Source organism: Pseudomonas oryzihabitans, assembly GCF_001518815.1.
Lineage (GTDB): Bacteria > Pseudomonadota > Gammaproteobacteria > Pseudomonadales > Pseudomonadaceae > Chryseomonas > Chryseomonas oryzihabitans_E.
In genome coordinates this window covers 1,703,287-1,719,437 of the sequence record NZ_CP013987.1, presented here as the reverse complement: position 1 = coordinate 1,719,437, position 16,151 = coordinate 1,703,287, and the positions used below count along the sequence as shown (strand labels likewise).

11 protein-coding genes and 2 tRNA genes are annotated in these 16,151 nt (G+C 66.7%); 5 read left to right on the top strand and 8 right to left on the bottom strand.

From position 1 onward, the window contains the following. Positions 1-16 precede the first annotated feature (16 nt). The 3 genes from APT59_RS07765 to APT59_RS07755 all read right to left on the bottom strand — a co-directional run bounded on the left by APT59_RS07765 (position 17) and on the right by APT59_RS07755 (position 3,786). Positions 17-1,465, bottom strand: a complete 1,449-nt coding sequence (locus tag APT59_RS07765) for an aldehyde dehydrogenase (RefSeq protein ID WP_059314323.1) — start codon at positions 1,463-1,465, stop codon at positions 17-19. A gap of 40 nt (positions 1,466-1,505) precedes the next feature. Beyond that, positions 1,506-2,336, bottom strand: a complete 831-nt coding sequence (locus APT59_RS07760) for a p-hydroxycinnamoyl CoA hydratase/lyase (protein WP_059314322.1) — start codon at positions 2,334-2,336, stop codon at positions 1,506-1,508. A gap of 106 nt (positions 2,337-2,442) precedes the next feature. Beyond that, positions 2,443-3,786, bottom strand: coding sequence for an MFS transporter (locus APT59_RS07755; RefSeq protein ID WP_059314321.1), 1,344 nt, complete (start codon positions 3,784-3,786; stop codon positions 2,443-2,445). A 389-nt stretch (positions 3,787-4,175) separates the two neighbouring features. Here APT59_RS07755 and APT59_RS07750 point away from each other — a divergent pair, with 389 nt between their 5' ends. Beyond that, positions 4,176-5,234 (top strand): aromatic ring-hydroxylating oxygenase subunit alpha, encoded by a 1,059-nt coding sequence (locus APT59_RS07750; protein WP_059314320.1) that lies wholly within the window; start codon positions 4,176-4,178, stop codon positions 5,232-5,234. 9 nt (positions 5,235-5,243) lie between these two features. Next, the gene (locus APT59_RS07745) at positions 5,244-6,197 is read left to right on the top strand and encodes a PDR/VanB family oxidoreductase (RefSeq protein ID WP_059314319.1); all 954 of its coding nucleotides are present in this window, start codon (positions 5,244-5,246) and stop codon (positions 6,195-6,197) included. A 57-nt stretch (positions 6,198-6,254) separates the two neighbouring features. On the opposite strand, the gene APT59_RS07740 is transcribed toward APT59_RS07745, so the two are convergent. Both APT59_RS07740 and APT59_RS07735 read right to left on the bottom strand, forming a co-directional pair. Next, a complete protein-coding gene (locus APT59_RS07740) occupies positions 6,255-6,962 on the bottom strand; it encodes a GntR family transcriptional regulator (RefSeq protein WP_059314318.1) in 708 nt (235 codons plus the stop codon). Continuing rightward, entirely contained in the window at positions 6,959-7,864 is a 906-nt protein-coding gene (locus tag APT59_RS07735; RefSeq protein ID WP_059314317.1) for a LysR substrate-binding domain-containing protein, read from the bottom strand. Before APT59_RS07735 ends, APT59_RS07740 begins: the two co-directional genes overlap by 4 nt. Before the next feature lie 151 nt (positions 7,865-8,015). On the opposite strand from APT59_RS07735, the gene APT59_RS07730 reads away from it, so the two are divergent. After that, the gene (locus APT59_RS07730; RefSeq protein WP_059316846.1) at positions 8,016-11,045 is read left to right on the top strand and encodes an FAD-binding and (Fe-S)-binding domain-containing protein; all 3,030 of its coding nucleotides are present in this window, start codon (positions 8,016-8,018) and stop codon (positions 11,043-11,045) included. A 268-nt stretch (positions 11,046-11,313) separates the two neighbouring features. On the opposite strand, the gene APT59_RS07725 is transcribed toward APT59_RS07730, so the two are convergent. Further along, positions 11,314-11,390, bottom strand: a tRNA-Asp gene (locus tag APT59_RS07725). A gap of 13 nt (positions 11,391-11,403) precedes the next feature. Then, positions 11,404-11,479 (bottom strand) — tRNA-Val (locus APT59_RS07720). A gap of 211 nt (positions 11,480-11,690) precedes the next feature. Between APT59_RS07720 and rdgC the strand changes: the two genes are divergently transcribed. Together rdgC and APT59_RS07710 are read left to right on the top strand one after the other, a co-directional pair. After that, entirely contained in the window at positions 11,691-12,611 is a 921-nt protein-coding gene (gene rdgC / locus APT59_RS07715; protein ID WP_059314316.1) for a recombination-associated protein RdgC, read from the top strand. Between the two features lie 60 nt (positions 12,612-12,671). Beyond that, positions 12,672-13,613 carry a bile acid:sodium symporter family protein gene (locus APT59_RS07710; RefSeq protein ID WP_059314315.1) on the top strand — a complete coding sequence of 314 codons (942 nt, stop codon included), beginning with the start codon at positions 12,672-12,674 and terminating at the stop codon, positions 13,611-13,613. Here the strand turns inward: APT59_RS07710 and APT59_RS07705 are convergent. Beyond that, positions 13,563-16,019, bottom strand: coding sequence for a putative bifunctional diguanylate cyclase/phosphodiesterase (locus APT59_RS07705; protein WP_059314314.1), 2,457 nt, complete (start codon positions 16,017-16,019; stop codon positions 13,563-13,565). The genes APT59_RS07710 and APT59_RS07705 overlap by 51 nt on opposite strands. Positions 16,020-16,151: the final 132 nt, after the last annotated feature.

The window sequence follows — 16,151 nt, the reverse complement described above, 5'->3', positions numbered from 1 at the left end:
GGACGGCGGACGCTGATCAGATCGGGTAGTGGCGCGGCCCCGTCTGCAGCGTCACCCAGCGCAACTGAGTGAAGTGCTCGATGGAAGCGTGCGAGCCGAAGCTGCCGTAGCCGCTCGACTTGACGCCGCCAAAGGGCATCTGCGCCTCGTCGTGTACCGTGGGGCCGTTGATGTGGCAGATGCCGCTCTCCACCCGCTGCGCCAGCGCCAGGGCACGGGCGGTGTCGCGGCTGAAGATGGCCGACGAGAGGCCGAATTCGGAATCGTTGGCCAGGCGCAGCAGGGCCTCATCGCCCTCGGCACGGATCACCACCGCCACCGGACCGAAGGACTCCTCGGCATAGAGCTGCATCTCGGCGGTGACGCCATCCAGCAGCGTCGGCTGCAGGATGCTGCCCTCCAGCTCGCCACCGCAGACCAGGCGCGCGCCCTTGCCCACGGCGTCGTCGATCATGGCCTTGATGCGGGTGCCGGCGCTGGCGTCGATCAGGGAGCCGAGGACGGAGTCGGGTGCACTCGGATCACCGGCCTTGAGGGTGCGCACCTTGGCCGCCAGGCGCTCGACGAAGGCGTCGGCGATGCGGCTGTCCACCAGCAGGCGCTCGGTGGACATGCAGATCTGCCCCTGGTTGAAGTAGGCACCGAAGGCCGCAGCAGCGACCGCGGCATCCAGATCAGCGTCCTCCAGCACCAGCAGCGGTGCCTTGCCGCCCAGCTCCAGCACGGCCGGCTTTAGGTGGCGAGCCGACAGCTCACCGACGATACGACCGACCCGGGTGGACCCGGTGAAGTTGACGCGCCGCACCGCCGGGTTGGCGATCAGCCGCTCGACGATGGCCGGGGCATCTTCCGGAGCATTGGTGACGACGTTGACCACACCGTCGCCCAGGCCGGCATCCTGCAGCACCTGGCCGATCAACCGGTGCACGCCCGGGCTCTGCTCCGAGGCCTTGAGCACCACGGTGTTGCCGCAGGCCAGCGGCATGGCCAGGGCGCGGGTGCCCAGGATCACCGGGGCATTCCAGGGCGCGATGCCCAGCACCACGCCGCAGGGCTGGCGCAGCGCCATGGCGAAGCTGCCAGGCACATCGGAGGGAATGACCTCGCCCTGGATCTGGGTGGTCATGGCCGCCGCTTCGCGCAGCATGTTGGCCGCCAGGTGGACATTGAAGCCGTACCAGTTGGCCATGGCGCCGGTCTCCCCGGCCAGGGCGACGAATTCGTCACTGCGTGCGGCCAGCCCGTCGGCCGCGGCCAGCAGCCGGCGGCGCCGCTCGCCCGGCGGTAGCGCCGCCCAGGCGGGAAAGGCGGCCTGGGCCGCGGCGACGGCGGCGTCGGCATCCTCCGGGGTGGCGGCGGCCACCGTGGAGACCACCGCGCCGGTCACCGGATGGCAACGCTGATAGCTGCGACCGTTGCCGGCCGGGCGGCTGGCGCCGCCGATGAGCAGGGATACCTCGACCATGACGCTACCTCTTGTTGTTGTACGGGTGGGCGGTGGCGATCTAGCGTTTGTAGGTCTGCAGACCGGGCTTGATGCTCTTGTCGTCGAGGAACTGCTTCATGCCCTGCTCGCGACCGCCTTCCGGATCCTGCAGACGCGACTGGTCGAGCTTGGCATAGAGGTAGTCCTCGTTCTGCTCCCAGGTCAGTTCGCGGCAGCGCTTGAAGCCGACCTTGGCGGCACGCAGCACCACCGGATTCTTGTCCAGCAGCTCACGTGCCAGGGCGGTGGTCACCTCACGCAACTGGTCACGTGGCACGCTCTGGTTGACTAGCCCCATGGCGGCGGCTTCGGGACCGCTGAAGGTCTTGCCGGTCATCACATAGTAGAGCGCGGTGCGGTGACCCACGGTGTCGGCCAGGGCCTTGCTCACCAGGTTGCCCGGAGGAATGCCCCAGTTGATCTCGGACAGGCCGAAGGTGGCCTCGTCGGCGGTGATGGCCAGATCGCAGGCCACCAGCGGGCTGAAGCCGCCGCCAAAGCACCAGCCGTTGACCATGGCGATGGTCGGCTTGGCGTACATGCGCAGGAGCTTCCACTGCCACTGGGAGGCCTCGCGGCGAATCTTCTCCTGCAGGATTTCAGGGCCGGCATCGGTCTCGCGGAAGTATTCCTTGAGATCCATGCCCGCGGTCCAGGCATCGCCGGCACCGGTCAGCACCAGCACGCCGGCGTTGGCGTCCTGCTCCAGGGTCTCCAGCACCTCGACCATCTCGCGGTTGAGGGTGGGACTCATGGCGTTGCGTTTCTCGGGACGATTGAGCGTCACCCAGGCGATACCGTCCTCGATGTCCACTTTGACCGTCTGCCAGCGTCCGTCGTAACTGCCCATGGCGTGTGCCTCTTGTTGTTGGGTGGATATGGAGCCGAAGCTACGCCAGGGAATTAGTTAAGTCAATTAACTATTTTCGGCAAAAAGATGACCTTGCCAAAAGCGGCTAGCCCAGCGCCTCGCCCTGCCGCCGACTCACCTCCGTGGCCGTAGGTCGCTGCTCGGGACGAGTCAGCAGGAGCAGCAGACCTGCCGCCACGAACACCCCGGCAAAGACCAGATACAGGCGCAGCGGGGGCCACCCGTTGTCGAGCAGCAGCCCGGCCACCACCGGTGAGAGGATGGCGCCAAGACGGCCGATGCCGATGCCCCAGCCCACCCCGGTGGCCCTGACTTCGGCGGCATAGGCCAGCGCTGGCAGCGCATAGAGTCCGGCGACGCAGCCATTGGCGAAAAGCCCGATCAGCAGGCCCATGGCCAGGGCACCCAGGTAGGAACTGCCCATCTGGGCGAAGGCCACCAGCAGCAGCGCGGTGGTCAGCATGAAGCCACCCAGCGCGCGTGACAGCGGCAAGCGGGCGAACAGCAGGCCGACCAGGGCGGCGCCAAAGATGCCGCCTACGCTAAGCAGCACGCCACCAGCCACCCCCTGCTGCTCGGACAGCCCCAGGGTGGTCAGCAGCTTGGGCGTCCAGCTCATGATGAAGTAGAAGCCGAACATGGCCAGGAAGAACAGCGTCCACACCAGCAGCGTGGTCCGCCGTAGCGCGGGCGCCAGCAGCCGGCCGACGGTACCGCCCGCCGCTCGGGCCTCGGTCCGGGGTGGCAGCGCGGCCAGTGGCGGCTGCCCCAGGCGTCGGGCCAGCCGGTTGATCCGTACCAGGGCCCCGGCCGGGCGTCGCGTGAGGAGGAAATCCAGCGACTCGGGCAGGCCGATGAGCACCAGGGGAATGGCTCCCAGGGTGATGAGGCCGCCGGCGCAGAAGACCGCGCGCCAGCCCCAGTGCGACAGCAGCCAGACCGCCAGTAGTCCTCCCAGGGTAGCGCCCAGGGCATAGCCCATGCCCTGCAGGCTGACCGCCAGGCCGCGCCAGCGGCGCGCCGAATACTCGCTGGCGATCACGTTGCTGCTGGCCAGCACCCCACCTACGCCCAGTCCGGTCAGGCCCCGCAGCAACGCCAGTTGCAGAGGTGAGCCAGCCAGCGCCGAGAGCAGCATGCCGGCGCCCGAGAGCAGCAGGCAGAACAGGATCAGGCGCCGGCGCCCCCAGTGATCGGCCAACGGCGCCAGCAACAGCGAACCGGCGGCCATCCCCACCAGACCGGCGCTGAGCAACATCCCCATCTGGGATCCGGAGAGGCCCCATTCGCGAGACACCGAGGCCGCGGTAAAGGCCATCACCAGCACGTCGAAGCCATCGATCATGTTGAGCAGGATGCAGACCAGCACCGCCAGGTACTGGAAACCGCGCATGGGGCCCTGATCGACGATCTCGCGCAGATCGCTCATCGCCCACCTCCGGCGCAGGAAGGAGAACGGAAACGGAGCACGGTGCTCCTGGCCCGAAAGGAGAAGACGGCGAAGCGCTCTGACATGGCAAGCATCCTTGAATTCTTGTTGTTGGAATCACAGCTCGAAAAGGCTGGCAAAAATGGATCCAATTCACAAGATGGTGTCTGCCTCAGACTGAACTCACGTTTGACCTTCACCCAGGTACCAACCAGAGGAAATACCAGGACAATCAAGGCTATTCGGGCTTCACTACACCGAATACAGCCGCAATTTACCGGGCGATTATCGACCAGCAACCGCTACCCCACCAGGGCTAACCGCATTGACACCCTTGGGTACCCCAATCAATTATTGGATCCAATAGACAACAACAAGAGGTTCCAATCATGTACCCGAAGAACGCCTGGTACGTCGCCTGCACCCCCGACGAAGTCCAAGACAAGCCCCTCGGCCGGCAGATCTGCGGCGAGCCCCTGGTCTTCTATCGCGACGCCAACGGCCAGGTGGTGGCGCTGGAAGACTTCTGCCCGCACCGTGGTGCGCCGCTGTCGCTGGGCTTCGTCCGCGACGGCACCCTGGTCTGTGGCTATCACGGCCTGGAAATGGGCTGCGGCGGCAAGACCCTGGGCATGCCAGGCCAGCGGGTCGGCGTCTTTCCCGCGGTACGCCCCTATGCCGCCGTGGAGCGGCACGGCTTCATCTGGGTCTGGCCAGGTGATCAGGCCAAGGCCGATCCGGCCCTGATTCCCTATCTGGAATGGGCCGAAAGCCCCGACTGGGCCTATGGCGGCGGCCTGTATCATATCCAGTGCGACTACCGACTGATGATCGATAACCTCATGGACCTCACCCACGAGACCTACGTCCATGCCTCCAGCATCGGCCAGAAGGAGATCGACGAGGCGCCGCCAGCCACCCGCGTCGAGGGCGACGAGGTAATCACCAGCCGGCACATGGAAAACATCTCCGCCCCGCCCTTCTGGCGCATGGCCCTGCGTGGCAATGGCCTGGCCGATGACGTCCCGGTGGATCGCTGGCAGATCTGCCGCTTCACCCCGCCCAGCCACGTGATGATCGAAGTAGGCGTGGCCCATGCCGGCCATGGCGGCTACGACGCGCCGGCGGCGGTCAAGGCCGCCAGCGTGGTGGTGGACTTCATCACCCCCGAGACCGAGACCTCCATCTGGTACTTCTGGGGGATGGCACGCAACTTCAAGGCGGAGGACGCCGAACTCACCGCCAGCATCCGCGAGGGCCAGGGCAAGATCTTCGGCGAAGACCTGGAGATGCTCGAGCGCCAGCAGCAGAACCTCTTGCGCTATCCCGAACGCGGGCTGCTCAAGCTCAATATCGATGCCGGCGGCGTGCAGTCGCGGCAGATCATCGACCGCCTGCTGGCCGCCGAACAGGCCGCCACCGGCATCCCGGTCCGGCAGATCGCCTAGGAGACAGTCATGCTCGATCTGATCGTCACCGCCGTGCAACGTGAAGCCCCGACCATCCTGGCCTTCGACCTGGCCCGCGCCGACGGTGGCCCGCTGCCCGGCTTCAGCGCCGGCGCCCACCTGGAGATCACTCTGGGAGACGGCCTGGTCCGCCACTATTCGCTTTGCACCGCACCCGAGCCCGCCCCGACTCGCTATCGCCTCGCGGTGCTCCTCGTCGCCGACTCCCGCGGCGGCTCCCAGGCCATGCATGAATTGGAGGTAGGTGATCGCCTGCAGGTGAGCGAGCCGCGCAACCTCTTCGCGCTGGTCCCCACTGCGCGCCGCACCCAGCTGCTGGCCGGTGGTATCGGCATCACCCCGATCCTGGCCATGGCCGAGCAGCTCCATCAGCAGGGCGCGCGCTTCAGCCTGCGCTACCTGGTGCGAGATCGCGAGCACGCCGCCTTCATCCCCTGGCTCAAGGCGCGGCCCTATGCCGACCAGGTCAGGGTCCACTTCGACCAGCACGACCCGGCGCTGCGACCCAACTTCCAGCATCTGCTCGGCCCGGCGGCGCCGGACGACCACCTCTATGTCTGCGGTCCCGTGGGCTTCATGGCCGCCGTGGTGGACGCCGCCCAGGCCCAGGGCTGGCAACCCGGGCAGATCCACCGCGAATACTTCGCCGCCGACCCCGCCGCCCAGGGCGAGCAACGGCCCTTCGAGGTGGAACTGGCGCGCAGCGGACGCCGCGTGGAGGTACCGGCCGAGCGCAGCGTGGTCGAGGTGCTGGCCGACCTCGGGATCGTCCTGCCGGTCTCCTGTGGCCAGGGCCTCTGCGGCACCTGCCTGACCCCGGTGCTGGCCGGCGAACCCGAGCACCGCGACCTCTTTCTTTCCGAAGCCGAGCACGCCGCCAACGATCGCTTCACCCCCTGCTGCTCGCGGGCCAAGGGCGAGCGGTTGGTACTGGATCTCTGACGACCCAGGCAGACCCTCCCCTCCCTCTGGGAGAGGGCTAGGGTGAGGGAGCCTTGCCTACACCAGCACCTTCATCGCCCCCGCCTCGCCTTCGTTTCCGCCAAACCACCGGGCGTACCCCAGGGTCGCCTGGGCATGCTCGCGCATGATGCCCTCGGCGCGGGCGCCCTGGCCGCGCACCAGGGCGTCGAACACCGCATGGTGCTGCAGGTGGGCGAAATTGAAGCGGCGGTACTCGCGGTCGAGATCCTCGGCATCCACCGCCAGGGCGCTCACCGAGGCGAAGGGCAGGTGCTCGTGACGCCCCAGGGCCACGGCGATGGCCGGATTGCCACTGGCCGCGACGATGGCCTGGTGGAACGCCCGATTGAGATCGTGATAGCCCTCCAGGTCCTCCAGCCGCACATGGCCCTTGGCGAACAGCCGATCGCCACGGCGCAGGCAGTCTTCCAGCGTGGCGCGCGTGGCCGCATCCAGGCCGCGCTCGGCCGCCTGGCGCGCGGCCAGGCCTTCCAGCACGCCGCGCACCTCCACCGCGCCTTCCAGATCGGCGCCCGTCAGCGCGCGCACCTGATAGCCCCGGGCGCCGCTGCGCTCCAGCAAGCCCTCCTGGGCCAGGGTGCGCAGGGCCAGGCGCACCGGCATGCGTGACACGGCGAAGCGCTCGGCGGTGGGAATCTCCGCCAGCCGCTCGCCCGCCGTGAGTTCGCCAGACAGAATCATCTGCCGCAGCGCGGCCAGTACCCGCTGTCCCGGCTTGCTCATGACTGCCCCTCTCCTTCGTTAATCTCGGCCAGCAGCCACTGGCGAAAGGCCTGCAGCGACGGCAGCCCTTCGTTGCGCGGCGGATAGACCAGGTAATAGCTGCGCCGGCTGACCAGCGCCGGACCGCAGGCCAGCAGCTCGCCCTGGGCCAGCTCGTCCTCCACCAGTACCCGCGGCACCAGCCCGATGCCGATACCGGCGCGCACCGCCTGGATCAGGTGCGAGGTCAGCTCGAAACTCGGCCCCGGGCGCATGGCCCGATGGGGCAGCTCATGGTGGCGGAACCATTCACCCCAGGCCTGGGGATTATTGGCCACGCCCAGCAGCAGCTGGCCAGCCAGGGTCGCCGGCGTCGCATCCGGCAACTCGGCCAGCGTCGTCGGGCTGGCAATCACCACAAGCTGCTCGGCCTGCAGCGGATGAGCACAAAGCCCAGGCCAGTTACCGCTGCCGACGCTGATAGCCGCATCGATCTCGCTGGCGGCGAAGTCCACCGCCTGGATGCGCGAATGCAGGTGCACCAGCATGCCGGGATGGGCAGCGTAGAAGTCACCCAGGCGTGGCAACAGCCACTTGGAACCAAAGGTCGGCAGCACCGCCAGGCGCAGCGTGCCCTGCCCGGAGGCGAAGGCCATGGCCTGCAGGGTGGCGCTGCGGATCTGCCCCAGGGCCAAGCCCAGCTCACGGCTATAGGCGCGGCCCACGTCGGTAAGCACGATCTGCCGGCCTTCGCGGCGGAACAGCGTCAGACCCAGCAACTGTTCCAGCGCCTGCACCTGGCGCCCTACGGCACTCTGAGTCAAGGACAGCTCTTCGGCCGCCCGGGTATAGCTCTCGTGGCGCGCCGCCGCCTCGAAGGCCAGCAGCAGCGACATGGAGGGCGTCAGGCGACGGTGATTCATTCAGGATCTTCCGGCATAGGCGGCGGAATCTTCGGTTGTGGCCCCGGCGCGCTGTGGTGAGAATGCCTACTATAGCCAGAAAAGGTCGATGCCATTCCTTCGTTCGCTGAAGGAGACGGCCATCCGCCGCCAGAGAGCCCGCCTGATGAACATGATCGCCCGCCTGCCGGCCCCGGCGCCCCTCGCCGCCGCCTACACCGACTTCCTCAGCGCCCTCGCCGCCAGCGGTTTCCAGGGTGAGATCGCACCGGACCATGCCAGCCGTACAATCATGGCCACCGACAACTCCATCTACCAGCGCCTGCCCCAGGCGGCGGTGTTTCCCAAGGACAGCGCCGACGTCCAGCGCCTGGCCCAACTGATGGGCGAGTCGCGCTTCCAGGGCGTGGTCCTCACCCCGCGCGGCGGGGGCACCGGCACCAATGGCCAGTCGCTCACCGACGGCATCGTGGTCGACCTCTCCCGCCACCTGAACCGGATCCTGGAGATCAACGCTGCAGAGGGCTGGGTACGGGTCCAGGCCGGGGTGGTCAAGGACCAGCTCAACGCCGCACTAAGGCCCCACGGGCTGTTCTTCGCCCCGGAACTGTCGACGTCCAACCGCGCCACCCTCGGCGGCATGATCAACACCGATGCCAGCGGCCAGGGCAGCGTGACCTACGGCAAGACCCGCAACCACGTACTGGAACTGGACGCCTACCTGATCGGGGGCGAACGCCTGGAGAGTCGCCCGGTGGACAACACCGAGCTGGACGCCCTCTGCGCCCGCCAGGACCGCACCGGCGCGGTTTACCGCTGCGCCCGGGACATCGCCGAGAATCAGGCCGAACTGATCGAGGCGCGCTTTCCCAAGCTCAACCGCTGCCTGACCGGCTATGACCTGGCGCACCTGGTCGAGCCGGACGGTCGCTTCAACCTCAATAGCGTGCTCTGCGGCGCCGAAGGCTCCCTGGCCTTCATCGCCGAAGCCAAGCTCAATGTCCTGCCGATTCCCAAGTACTCGGTGCTGGTCAACGTCCGCTATGGCAGCTTCATGGATGCCCTGCGCGACGCCCGCGCCCTGATCGAATTGAAACCGCTGTCCATCGAGACGGTGGACTCCAAGGTACTGCTGCTGGCCATGCAGGACATCGTCTGGCACAGCGTGGCGGAATACTTTCCCGAGGATGTGGAGCGCCCCACCCTGGGCATCAACCTGGTGGAATTCAGCGGCGACGATCCCGAGGCAGTGGACGCCCGCGTCCAGGGCTTTCTGGAGCACCTGCGCCAGGACCCCACCGTCGAGCGTCTGGGCCACACCCTGGCCATCGGGCGCAATGCCGTGACTTGTGTCTACACCATGCGCAAGCGCGCCGTGGGGCTCCTGGGCAATGTCCAGGGCGAGATCCGCCCGCAGCCCTTCGTCGAGGACACCGCGGTGCCGCCGGAGCGCCTGGCCGACTTCATCGCCGAATTCCGCGCCCTGCTCGACGGCCACAACCTGCAATACGGCATGTTCGGCCACGTCGACGCCGGGGTGCTGCACGTGCGCCCGGCGCTGGACCTCAAGGATCCGCGCCAGGCGGCGCTGGTCCGCCCCCTCTCCGACCAGGTGGCCGCACTGACGCAGAAATACGGCGGCCTGCTCTGGGGCGAACACGGCAAGGGCGTGCGCTCGGAATATGCGCCGGCCTTCTTTGGCGATCTCTATCCCGCCCTGCAGGCGCTCAAGGGCGCCTTCGACCCGCACAACCAGCTCAATCCGGGCAAGATCGCCACCCCGCTCGCCAGCGGCGCCGAACTGCTCAAGGTCGATGGCGTGACCCTCAGGGGCGAACTGGACCGCACCCTCGACGAGCGCGTCTGGCAGAGCTACGGCACTGCCATGCACTGCAACGGTAACGGCGCCTGCTACAACTACGATCCCGACGACGCCATGTGCCCCTCGTGGAAGGCCACCCGCCAGCGCGTCCACTCCCCCAAGGGCCGTGCCTCCCTGATCCGCGAATGGCTGCGCCTGCAGGGCCAAGCCGGCATCGATGTCCTGGCCCCGGCGCCGCGTGGCGCCCTGAACTGGCTCAAGGCCCTGCCCCAGCGCTGGCGCAATGGCCGTCAGGCCGAGGCGGACTTCTCCCACGAGGTCTATGACGCCATGGCCGGCTGTTTGGCCTGCAAGTCCTGCGCGGGCCAGTGCCCGATCAAGGTCAATGTGCCGGAATTCCGCTCGCGCTTTCTCGAGCTCTATCACCGTCGCTACCTGCGCCCCCTGCGCGACTACCTGATAGGTTCGCTGGAATTCAGCCTGCCGGCGTTCGCCCGTGCACCCGGCCTCTACAACGCCGTCATGGGCGCCACGCCCATCCAGCGGCTGTTCGCGGAGCGCATCGGCATGGTCGACAGCCCCCTGCTCAGCCGCTTCGACCTGGCGCCGGTCATGCAGCAATGGCAGGTACAGATCGCTACCCCGGAGCGGCTGCTGGCACTGAGCGACGAAGAACGCGCCAAGACCCTCGTCCTGGTGCAGGACGCCTTCACCCGCTATTTCGAGACCCCACTCACCGCCGCCTTTCTCGAATTGGCTGCCCGTCTGGGCCAGCGGGTGTTCCTAGCGCCCTATCGCGCCAATGGCAAACCCTTGCAGGTACAAGGCTTCCTCGGCGCCTTCGAACGCACGGCGCGGCGCAACGCGGCGGGGCTCGCCAGCCTGGCCGGCTTCGGCGTCAAGCTGGTGGGCCTGGATCCGGCCATGACCCTGGTCTATCGCCAGGAATACCCCAAGGTCCCCGGCATCGCCCGGATGCCCGAGGTGCTCCTGCCCCAGGAGTGGCTGCTGCAGGTGTTGCCGAAAGAGCAGCAGGTGGTCGGTGACAAGGTCTATCGCCTGCTCGGCCATTGCACCGAAAAGACCAACGCCCCGGCCAGCGTCAGCCAATGGCAGCAGGTGTTCGAGCGCCTGGGTCTCGGACTCAAGCCGGAAAGCACCGGATGCTGCGGCATGTCCGGCACCTACGGCCACGAGGCGCGCAATCTGGCGACCTCCAAGGTGATCTACGACCAGTCCTGGGCCCGCGCCCTGGCGGTACCGGCCGAACAGGGCGAAGCCCTGGCCACCGGCTACTCCTGCCGCAGCCAGGTCAAGCGCATCGACGATCGCCGCCTCCGCCACCCGTTGGAAGCGGTACTTGATGCAATAAGGGGCTGAGTTCGCACCTTGCCCCACCTATCGCGGCCATGAGCCGTTCCTACAAGCGCGTGACACCCTGTAGGAGCGGCCCATGGCCGCGATTAACGCGCAGCGTTTTCCACGCGCGGGTGATCAGGCCAAGGTGGAAACCCATCGACCCAAGCAATTCATATAAGGAAGGAAAAACGCGAGAAAGCACGATAGGAAAATCGCGCCCAAACGAAAAAGCGGCCACTAGGGCCGCTTTTCGATGGTTGCTGGCGTTCAGGACCAGACAACCTTTAAATGGCGCAGCGGACGGGACTCGAACCCGCGACCCCCGGCGTGACAGGCCGGTATTCTAACCGACTGAACTACCGCTGCGCATTACCTCGAGTGGTGGGTGATGACGGGATCGAACCGCCGACCCTCTGCTTGTAAGGCAGATGCTCTCCCAGCTGAGCTAATCACCCGTTTGCTCTCGAAGTGGGGCGCATTCTACGGAGGGGTTTCCCACCTGGCAACCCCTTTTTGAAAAAAATTTTCCCAGCACTTCCAAAGGCTTAGCGTTGCGCTCCGGAGCTGTCAGAGAAAGCCGGCATTCCCGACGACCACCGCGATCCGGGGTTGGCCTCCAGGGCGGGCGACGCGGATAATGCGCGCTTCGTTTTTGGGAGTGACACCATGTGGTTCCGTAATCTGCTCGTCTACCGTCTCACCCAGGAAGTCGCCTTCGAGACCGAAGCCCTCGACGCCGCCCTCGCCGCCAAACCGGCGCGCCCCTGTGCCAGCCAGGAGTTGTCCACCTATGGCTTCGTCGCCCCTTTCGGCAAGGGCCCGGACCTGCCGCTGGTACACGAAAGCCAGGGCTTCTTCCTGATCGCCGCGCGCAAGGAAGAACGCATCCTGCCCAGCAGCGTGGTCAAGGAAGCCGTTCAGGAAAAGGTCGACGAGATCGAAAACCAGCAGATGCGCAAGGTCTACAAGAAGGAGAAGGAGCAGATCAAGGACGAGATCGTCCAGGCCTTCCTGCCGCGCGCCTTCATTCGTCGCCAGACCACCTATGCCGCCATCGATCCCAAGCAGGGCTGGATCCTGGTGGACGCCTCCAGCGCCAAGCGCGCCGAGGACCTGCTGTCCACCCTGCGCGATGCCCTGGGCTCGCTGCCGGTACGGCCGCTGGGCGTCAAGCAGGCGCCGATGGCCACCTTCACCGACTGGGTCAAGGCCGGTGACGCCACCCACGGCCTCTATATTCTCGACGAGTGCGAACTGCGCGACGCCGGCGAAGATGGCGGCGTGGTGCGCTGCAAAGGCCAGGACCTCACCAGCGAAGAGATCCAGAACCACCTGGGCGCTGGCAAGCTGGTCACCAAGCTGGCCCTGGCCTGGCAAGACAAGCTCGCCCTGCTGCTGGACGACAAGGTCACCATCAAGCGCCTGAAGTTCGAGGACCTGCTGCAGGACCAGGCCGAACAGGACGGTGGCGAAGACGCCCTCGGCCAGCAGGACGCCAGCTTCGTGCTGATGATGATGACCCTGGCGGAATTCCTGCCACAGCTGATCGAAGCCCTGGGCGGCGAAGAGCTGCCCCAGGGACTGTAAGCTTCAATCAAGGCCGGCGCAGACCGGCCTTTTTTCTGTCCTTACAAAAAGGAGTTTGCCATGCGCGCCCTGGCCGCCCTCAGCCGCTTCGTCGGCAATACCTTCGCCTTCTGGGTGCTGCTCGCCGCCCTGCTGGCGTTTTTCGCTCCCGCCGTGTTCAAGCCCCTGAGCGTCGCCATCGTGCCGCTGCTGGGGATGATCATGTTCGGCATGGGCCTGACCCTCAAGGTCGAGGACTTCGCCGCCGTCGGTCGCCACCCCTGGCGAGTGCTGCTGGGCGTGGTGGCGCACTTCGTTATCATGCCGGGCGTGGCCTGGGCGCTGTGCCAGCTGTTTCACCTGCCGCCAGAGATCGCCGTGGGCGTCATCCTGGTCGGCTGCTGCCCCAGCGGCACGGCGTCCAACGTCATGACCTGGCTGGCCAAGGGCGACCTGGCGCTGTCGGTAGCCATCGCTGCCGTGACCACCCTGCTGGCTCCCCTGCTGACCCCGGCGCTGATCTGGCTGCTGGCCTCCACCTGGCTGCCGATCTCCTTTGGCGGCCTGTTCTGGTCGATCCTGCAAGTGGTGCTGCTGCCCATCGCCCTGGGCCTCGTCGCTCAGCGCCTGCTCGGCCGACGGGTCGGCGCGCTGGTCGAGGTGCTGCCGCTGGCCTCGGTGGTCAGCATCGTGGTGATCGTCGCCGCAGTGGTGGCCGCCAGCCAGGCGCGCATCGCCGAGTCCGGCCTGCTGATCATGGCGGTGGTGATCCTGCACAACGGCTTCGGCTTCCTGCTCGGCTATCTCACCGGCAAGTTCTGCAAGCTGCCGTTGGCCCAGCGCAAGTCCCTGGCGCTGGAAGTCGGCATGCAGAATTCCGGTCTTGGCGCCGCCCTGGCCACCGCGCATTTCTCGCCACTGGCAGCGGTGCCCAGCGCCCTATTCAGCGTCTGGCACAACATCTCAGGCGCGCTACTGGCCACCCTCTTCCGCCGCTTCAAGGACGACGACGGCCGCGCCTGAAGGCTCGCACCACACCTGCCGGAGCAGTGCCTGGCAGGTGTCTTCGGTAAAGGGCTGCGGCCGGGCGATGCCGTAGCCCTGGGCATAGTCGACGCCCAGGGCGCCTAGCGCCGCGATCACCGCGTCGTTCTCGGCGAATTCGGCGATGGTCTTCTTGCCGGTGAGATGCCCCAGCTGGTTGATCGCCTCGACCATGGCGCTGTCCACCGCATCCTCCAGCAGATGGCGGACAAAACTGCCATCGATCTTCAGGTAGTCCACCGGCAGGTGCTTGAGATAGGTGAAGGACGACATTCCGGCGCCGAAGTCGTCCAGGGAAAATCTCACCCCCAGCCCACGCAATTCGTCCATGAACTGCCGCGCCGCATCCAGATTGGCCACGGCGCTGGTTTCGGTGATCTCGAAGCAGATCCGTGCCGGCGCGATCTGCCAGCGCTGGAGCTGCTGCTTGACGAACGAGGCCAGGCCCGCTTCGCCCAGGGAATGACCCGACAGGTTGATGGCCAGGGTATCGAGCAGCCCGTTGGGCAATTCGGCGAAGCGGGCCAGCGCCGCGGCGATCACCCAACGATCCAGGTCCGGCATCAGCCCATAGCGTTCCGCCGCCGGGATGAAGACGCCTGGCGCGATCAGTCGATCGCCCTCCTCCAGCCGCATCAGCACCTCCACATGGCGATCCGCTACGGTCTCACTGCGCAAACCCAGGATCGGCTGGACGAACAAGCGGAATCTGTCCTCGGCCAGCGCCCGGTGCAGGCGCTGCACCCAGGCCATTTCGCCATGACGCTGGTCCAGCTCCACATCACCTGGCGCAAAGACCTGGATGCGATTGCGGCCCTTGTCCTTCGCGGCGTAGCAGGCCAGATCGGCGAGCCGCAGGGCCTCCTCCGGCGCCAGGGCATGACCACCCAGGTGCACCACGCCAATGCTCAAGCCGACGCGAAAGCCCTGCCCGGCAGCCTCGAACTGGAGAGCACCGACGCAGCAACGCAGTCGTTCGGCCACGGCCTCGGCCTCAGCCGGCGTACGGTTTTCCAGCAGAACGCCGAATTCATCACCGCCCAGGCGCGCCAGGCAGTCGTCTTCACCCAGCTGACCACCCAGCAACTCGCAGAGCTGGCGCAGCAGCCGATCGCCGTGGAAGTGCCCGGAGGTGTCGTTGACGATCTTGAACTGATCGAGATCGATGAACAGCAGCGACGCGCAGACCAGCTCTGGATTGGCCAGCAGGCGCTCCAGCCGGGTCTCGAACTCGCGCCTATTGAGCAGCCCGGTCAGGGCATCGTGACTCGCCTGCCAGGCCAGATCGTGCAGGAAGGCTCGCTCCCGGGTCTGGTCGTGCATCACCAGCACCACCCCGGTGCCGGCCTCGCCACGCGGCAGCGCGCTCACCGTCAGCGCCACCGGGATACGGGTCCCTTCGGTGAGTACCAGTTGATGGGCCAGGGGTTCGTCGCCGGCCCGCCAATCCTGACTCAGCAGCCGCTCGGCCAGCGGGCGCGTCGACCCCGGCTGGTCCTCGATCTGGATATCGAACAGGTGATTGACCGGTGTGCCGGCTGCCAGTTCAGGCTTGGCGAGCAGACGCGCCGCCGCCGGATTGTGATAGAGCAGCCGCCCCTGGGCATTGAGCGCCAGCACCGCATCGCCGATGGAAGCCAGGATGACCTGCATGTGCTCCTTCTCGGCCTGCAGTGCCTGCTCGGAACGCCAGCGCTGCTGCACCAGGCTGTGCATGCGCCAGATGGCCAGCAGGACCAGCAGTGCACCCACCAGCACATTGGCGATGAACAGCCCGCGCACCATCTGCCGTGACGCCAGGCCGAGGCGCTCCGAGAAGGCTACGGTCTCCGGCATCATGCGGTCGTGCAAATCCAGCAGGTGGCGCTTCAACGGGATCAGCGCCGGCCCCGGCCCCTGTAGCCTGATCAATTCGAAACTGGTCCGCGCCAGGGCCTGGAACTCGTCCATGTAGGGATCGGTGACCTGCCAGCGGGCGATCACTCCCTCGAACGGTTCGACGTGTCGGGCCAGGCGAAAAAGGGTGATGAGCCCATCGATGTCATCCGGGCTGTTGCCGGCCAGGCGCAGCAGGCGCGCGGCTTCGGCAGGACTTCCGCCGTTATCCAGTTCCGTGCGCGCCGCACGATCCAGGTCATTGACGCTGATGGAAGCCAGATAGTCCTGATAGGCCTCGAGGCGTCCTTCATCCAGGTAGGCACCCAGCGACAGCATGGCGTTGCCCAGGCTCTTGCTCCACAGGCTTTCCGCGGACACATAGGCGCGCACCGTCGACAGCAGTTGCAGGCTGAAGATGGCTACCAGCGCCTGGCAGGACAGGATGATGACGAAGGGCCAGACGACCCTGAGCGTGCGCAGCGCAGAGGAAGGTGACAATGAAGACATACAGCGATCCGCGAAAGGAGACAGGCGAACTCGTACCATTGAGCAGGCATGTCGGCCGTATTGCGGAAAACTGTTGGACAAGAAAGGACGGCCGCCGGAATAGCGGCGCCAAACAAGCGGCGCAGACCCGTT

Bases quoted from the DNA above. Each gene is read 5' to 3' on its own strand.
- APT59_RS07765 (WP_059314323.1), bottom strand. From the start codon at position 1,465: ATGGTCGAGGTATCCCTGCTCATCGGCGGCGCCAGCCGCCCGGCCGGC.
- APT59_RS07760 (WP_059314322.1), bottom strand. From the start codon at position 2,336: ATGGGCAGTTACGACGGACGCTGGCAGACGGTCAAAGTGGACATCGAG.
- APT59_RS07755 (WP_059314321.1), bottom strand. From the start codon at position 3,786: ATGAGCGATCTGCGCGAGATCGTCGATCAGGGCCCCATGCGCGGTTTC.
- APT59_RS07750 (WP_059314320.1), top strand. From the start codon at position 4,176: ATGTACCCGAAGAACGCCTGGTACGTCGCCTGCACCCCCGACGAAGTC.
- APT59_RS07745 (WP_059314319.1), top strand. From the start codon at position 5,244: ATGCTCGATCTGATCGTCACCGCCGTGCAACGTGAAGCCCCGACCATC.
- APT59_RS07740 (WP_059314318.1), bottom strand. From the start codon at position 6,962: ATGAGCAAGCCGGGACAGCGGGTACTGGCCGCGCTGCGGCAGATGATT.
- APT59_RS07735 (WP_059314317.1), bottom strand. From the start codon at position 7,864: ATGAATCACCGTCGCCTGACGCCCTCCATGTCGCTGCTGCTGGCCTTC.
- APT59_RS07730 (WP_059316846.1), top strand. From the start codon at position 8,016: ATGATCGCCCGCCTGCCGGCCCCGGCGCCCCTCGCCGCCGCCTACACC.
- rdgC (WP_059314316.1), top strand. From the start codon at position 11,691: ATGTGGTTCCGTAATCTGCTCGTCTACCGTCTCACCCAGGAAGTCGCC.
- APT59_RS07710 (WP_059314315.1), top strand. From the start codon at position 12,672: ATGCGCGCCCTGGCCGCCCTCAGCCGCTTCGTCGGCAATACCTTCGCC.
- APT59_RS07705 (WP_059314314.1), bottom strand. From the start codon at position 16,019: ATGTCTTCATTGTCACCTTCCTCTGCGCTGCGCACGCTCAGGGTCGTC.